We start from the raw sequence: 4,558 nt of genomic DNA, 5'->3' as shown, positions 1-4,558 counted from the left end.
GTCGGGCCGGTCTCACCGGCCCGGCCCGGCCGCGGTCGACGGGGTGAAGCGGGCGACGAGCTTCTGGCGGTCGCCGGGGTACCACAGGCGCACCGCCGTGATCGGCGCGCCGCTGCGCCAGGTGCGGCGCTCGATCACCAGGCAGGCGGTGCCGGCCGGAACGTCCAGCCGCGCCGCGGTCTTCGCATCGGCCGGCGCCGCCGTGATCTCGTGCTCGGCCTCGTGCCACGGCACATGGGCGAGCAGCCAGGTCCCGGGCAGCTCGGCCGCAAAATCGGCGGAGGCCGCCTCGGGGACACTGTCGAGGGCGATCAGCCGGTCCTCGTAGGCGTGCGGACGCTCGTCGGCGAAGTGCCGGCAGGCCAGCGCCAGCACGGGCGCGCCGACCGCGACGGCGATGCGGGCGTGGTCGGCGCGCGTCGCCTTGCGCCGGGTGGCGGACAGAAGCTCGTAGCGGTAGGTCTCGCCGCGGCCCAGAACCTCGCCTTTCACGTCGGGGATGCGCAGCACCGCGGACTGCCCGACCGGCCGGCGCACGAAGCTGCCGGCGCGCCGCCGCCGCTCGATCAGGCCGGCCTCGACCAGGCCGGACAGCACCCGGTTCACGGTCATGCGGGCGCAGCCGTACTGCGTCATCAGCTCGTGCTCGAAGGGGATGCGATGCCCGGGGCTCCACGCACCCGACAGGATGCGCTCCTCGAGATCGGCGCGGATGCGCCGATGTAGCGACCGGTCGGGCACCGGCTCGGGCTTCATCCTGTCATCGCGCGACATCGACCCGTCCACTGGTGCCGAGGCTCCTATCACCGGGTCCGCTCCATGCTCCGCCGAGACCCGCGCAGGCGGACCTCCAGGCGTCCTGCCGGCCCCGCCCCGGTCCCCGCCTGCGCGGGGACGAGCGGGTCGCGGGCGCGGCATCATCTCCCCTTCGCCGACCCTAGCAGGCGCACAGCACCGGGACGGTCAGCTCCCGCAGGGTCGGCTTCGGCCGGCCGCGGTCGAACAGCGCCAGGCCCGCATGCCCGGACAGGCCGAGCGTCATCAGGTCGGCGCCGTGATCGGACGCGAAGTTGAGCAGCACGTCCATCATGGTCTCGTCCTGCAGCGCAAAGGGTTCGAACTGCGCGGCGATGCCGTGGCTGGCGAGCTGCGCCACCGCGCGCTCGGCGTACTCGCTGCGCTGGTTGCGCTCGTAGGCGTAGAGCACCAGCGCCTCGGCGTCCGGGCTGGTCAGCGCCAGGCCGTCGGCCAGCGCCCGCGCCGCGCCGGGCGTCTCGCTCCAGGCGAACATCGGGCGCAGCCCGACATCGGGGAAGTGACCGGCATAGGGGATCACCAGCACGGGACGCCCACTGGTGCTGCAGACATGGGCGGCGAGATCGGGCGGCACCAGCCGGCGCGACGTCTCCTCGTGCTGGCCGACCACGGCGAGATCGAAATAGGACGCGAGCTGGCCGAGGCGATGCAGGATCTCGTCCTCGCCGCCGCGATTGAGGTCGATCCACTCGGCGTCCCGCAGGCTGCCGGCGGTGGCCGAGAAGGCATCCCGGCTCGCCACCGCCGCCTCGGCGTAGCCTGCGGGCGGCCACGCCGCCACGACGCCGACCCGGTGCGCGTCGGCGAGCTGCCCGAACACGCCGGTCAGCCGCGCCTGGTGGCGCTCGGCGAGGCGCACCGCCAGCGCCAGCCGCTCGGCGGCGCGCGGCCCGGTGTCGAGATGGACGAGAAGGTTCTTGAGGGGCATGTCTTCCTCCATGGGCGATGGCGTGTGCATCGCCGCGTTGTGTTCTGGGTGGTCAGATTCGGTGCGGGCGCGTGGGGCGGGACGTCGTTCTGGTCGGGGTCGGCGCAGGCTCGGGTTCGCGCCGCAGGGCGGCGAGCCGCGCGGCATCGCGGCGGCGGCCCGGCCCGAGATGCCAGACCAGCGTCGCGACCAGGATGGCGCCCGCCGCGATCATCTCGACCAGGATCGGCGTGTACTGCATCGCCCGCCCCTCCCGCGGCCGCTCCGGCCGCCGATTCCGGAAGGATCGCGCGAGCGCCGTCCGCCCGCAACCTCGTCGAGCGACGGATTACGCCGCGCTCGGGACGACGGCGGGCGACGCCGCGGTCAGGGCCGGGGCGGCCGCGGCGGCCGGGGCGGCGCCGAAGCCGCCGAAGCGGCGCTCGCGCTGGGCATACCAGGCGACGGCGTCGGCCAGGTCGGCGGCGGAAAAGTCCGGCCACAGCCGGGGCACGAAGAGAAGCTCCGCATAGGCGCATTCCCACAGGAGGAAGTCGGACAGGCGCTGCTCGCCGCCGGTGCGGATCAGCAGGTCGACATCGGGCACCGGGTCGGCGCCGTGATCGCCGCTCAGCAGGCGGGCGAAGATCTCACGGGTCAGCGACGGCAGCGCGGCAGCGCGGCGCGCCGCGTCCAGGATGGTGTCGCGGGCCGAGTAGTCCAGCGCCACCCGCAGATGCAGCCTGGTGCCCGCCGCGGTCGCCTGCTCGGCCGCCGCGATCGCCTCGGCGAGGCCACCCGGCAGGCGGTCCCGCCGGCCCAGCATGGTGAGGCGCGCCCCGGCCTCGGCGAGCCGTGCCGTCTCGGCCCGCACGAAGCGGCGCAGCAGCGCCATCAGCGCGGCGACCTCGGTGGTCGGCCGGCGCCAGTTGTCGGACGAGAAGGCGTAGAGCGTCAGCGTCTCGATGCCGAGCGCCGGCGCCGCCTCGACGATCCGGCGCACCGTCTCGACCCCGGCGTGATGGCCGGCCGGGCGCGGCAGGCCACGTGCCGTCGCCCAGCGGCCGTTGCCGTCCATCACGATGGCGACGTGACGGGGCGGATGGCGAGGGGCTTCGCTCTCGTTCGCAACGTTCGCGGACATGGAGGACCTTGGCTCGGAGGTTTGTCGCAGGAGGCGGTGCGGTTCGGGACGGGACGGACGGGACGCGGGTCAGGCCGGGGCCGGATCATCGGCGAGGCCCGTACGCGCGGCGGGCGCGACGCGCGCCGCTGCGGTGGCGTCGCGCACCACCTGCTCCAGCACGGCCAGATAATCGAGGAAGCGCCGGCGCCCGTCGGCCGTGATGCGGCAGACGGTCTGCGGGCGATTGTGCTCGTAGCCTTTCAGGATCTCGACCAGCCCGGCCTCGGCCAGCACCTGCAGGTGGCGCGAGAGATTGCCGTCGGTGAGGCCGCACAGCCGCTTGAGGTCCGCGAAGGCGAGCCCGCGCGGATGCGCGATCAGCGAGGTCAGCACGCCAAGCCGGGCCTTCTCGTGCATCACCCGGTCGAGCCCCTCATAGGCGAAGCGGCCGGGACTTGGGGTCGGCTCAGACGTCGCCATGATGTCCTCCGAGCGCGCGATACAGGATGGCGGCGAACATGAGCTGGCCGATGCCGAAGGGCAGCCCCATGGCCCAGGGCGACAGGCCGCGGTCGGCGGCCGCCACCGCGAGCACGACGAGGCCGCAGGCCAGATACCAGGCGCCCGTGATGGCCATCGCCTGCGGCAGGGCACGGCTGGCGGCGAAGATGCCGAGCCCGAACACGATCTGCCACAGGCCGGGCAGCATCCAGGCGGCATCCGGCGCGAACCGCATGATCACCACCGGCAGCAGCGCGCCGGCCACCGCGGCCGGGGTGAACTGCACGGCGGCGGCGTGGATCATCTCGTCGGCGAGGCGGGAGTGCAGCCGGCGCGACCGCGTCATCGCCTCGGCGACGACCAGCGCGATGCCGAGCACCGCGGTGACGATCCAGATCGCCAGCCAGCGGCTGGGGTCGACGGGCTCCGGCATCAGGGCCGCCTGGCCGGCTGCCGCCGCGCCGGCCATCAGGCCGGTGAGCGCCACGGTGGCCGGCCCCCAGCCGCGAAACTCAGTGCCGCGCGCGATCTGGGCCTTGATCGCATGGATGTCGGCCAGGGCCTTCTCCAGATCGGTCATGTCCCCCGCTCGGTCATCCGCCCCTCCCTCCGACTTTACATTGCAAAGTATACTCCGGCGCAAACCCAGTGCAACTAGCTTTTACCGCCCATAAGTTCGGCATGGTGTAGGATCGGGGTTGACTCTGCCGAGATCAATTCTAAATCGGCTGGTCATTCGGGCTAGAGTGCAGAGCCCGGCTTTCGCAAGTCAGTGTATTGCAAGCCCGTGTCCGCGAGGACGCGCGGCGTGCGCCACCCGGACGACGCCCATTCGGACGACGGCCAATCGGACGACGGCCTCTGGACGACGGGCCTGGGAGAACGCGCGATGAGAACCATTCCTTCGGCGCCGCTGCGCCGCGCCAGCTCCGATGTCGCGATCGACGCGATGCTCCACCCGGCCCATGCCTTCGTGCATCCGGACGCCGTGGTGGACGACCCCGATCTCAGCCTCGCGGAGAAGCGGGCGATCCTGATCGCCTGGGCCTCCGACGCCGCCGAGGCGCCGAACGGCGCCGGCCCGGTCCACCCGGTCCCGGTGGAGGAGATCGTCGACGCCTTGCGCGGGCTCGACCGCGCCGCCCAGTTCACGGCCGAGGACGGCGAGCGCTGTCGCTTCGCCCTGCGCCAGCGCTGGCGCCGCACGC

Annotated in this window: 6 protein-coding genes and 1 pseudogene; 1 reads left to right on the top strand and 6 read right to left on the bottom strand. The window is 73.3% G+C overall.

Annotated elements, in window-relative coordinates:
- Positions 1 to 12: 12 nt before the first annotated feature.
- From hutC to CH341_RS28455, 6 genes are all read right to left on the bottom strand, one after another.
- A complete protein-coding gene (gene hutC, locus CH341_RS28480; protein WP_111422503.1) occupies positions 13 to 774 on the bottom strand; it encodes a histidine utilization transcriptional repressor HutC in 762 nt (253 codons plus the stop codon).
- Between the two features lie 163 nt (positions 775 to 937).
- Positions 938 to 1,744 carry a universal stress protein gene (locus CH341_RS28475; protein WP_146604657.1) on the bottom strand — a complete coding sequence of 269 codons (807 nt, stop codon included), beginning with the start codon at positions 1,742 to 1,744 and terminating at the stop codon, positions 938 to 940.
- Positions 1,745 to 1,796: 52 nt separating this feature from the next.
- Entirely contained in the window at positions 1,797 to 1,985 is a 189-nt protein-coding gene (locus tag CH341_RS28470; RefSeq protein ID WP_111422498.1) for a hypothetical protein, read from the bottom strand.
- 87 nt (positions 1,986 to 2,072) lie between these two features.
- On the bottom strand, positions 2,073 to 2,867 hold the full coding sequence (locus CH341_RS28465) for a di-trans,poly-cis-decaprenylcistransferase (protein ID WP_111422496.1): 795 nt from the start codon (positions 2,865 to 2,867) through the stop codon (positions 2,073 to 2,075).
- A gap of 69 nt (positions 2,868 to 2,936) precedes the next feature.
- A complete protein-coding gene (locus tag CH341_RS28460; RefSeq protein WP_111422494.1) occupies positions 2,937 to 3,329 on the bottom strand; it encodes a transcriptional regulator in 393 nt (130 codons plus the stop codon).
- Positions 3,316 to 3,930: a hypothetical protein gene (locus tag CH341_RS28455; RefSeq protein ID WP_111422492.1), complete on the bottom strand. Its 615-nt coding sequence runs from the start codon at positions 3,928 to 3,930 to the stop codon at positions 3,316 to 3,318. Before CH341_RS28455 ends, CH341_RS28460 begins: the two co-directional genes overlap by 14 nt.
- 309 nt (positions 3,931 to 4,239) lie before the next feature.
- On the opposite strand from CH341_RS28455, the pseudogene CH341_RS28450 reads away from it, so the two are divergent.
- Positions 4,240 to 4,558: pseudogene (locus tag CH341_RS28450) on the top strand (hypothetical protein); the annotation flags it as partial.

Source organism: Rhodoplanes roseus (assembly GCF_003258865.1).
Taxonomy (GTDB): domain Bacteria; phylum Pseudomonadota; class Alphaproteobacteria; order Rhizobiales; family Xanthobacteraceae; genus Rhodoplanes; species Rhodoplanes roseus.
Note: the sequence above shows the minus strand (reverse complement) of the source record. Positions and strands in the feature narration are given on the sequence as shown.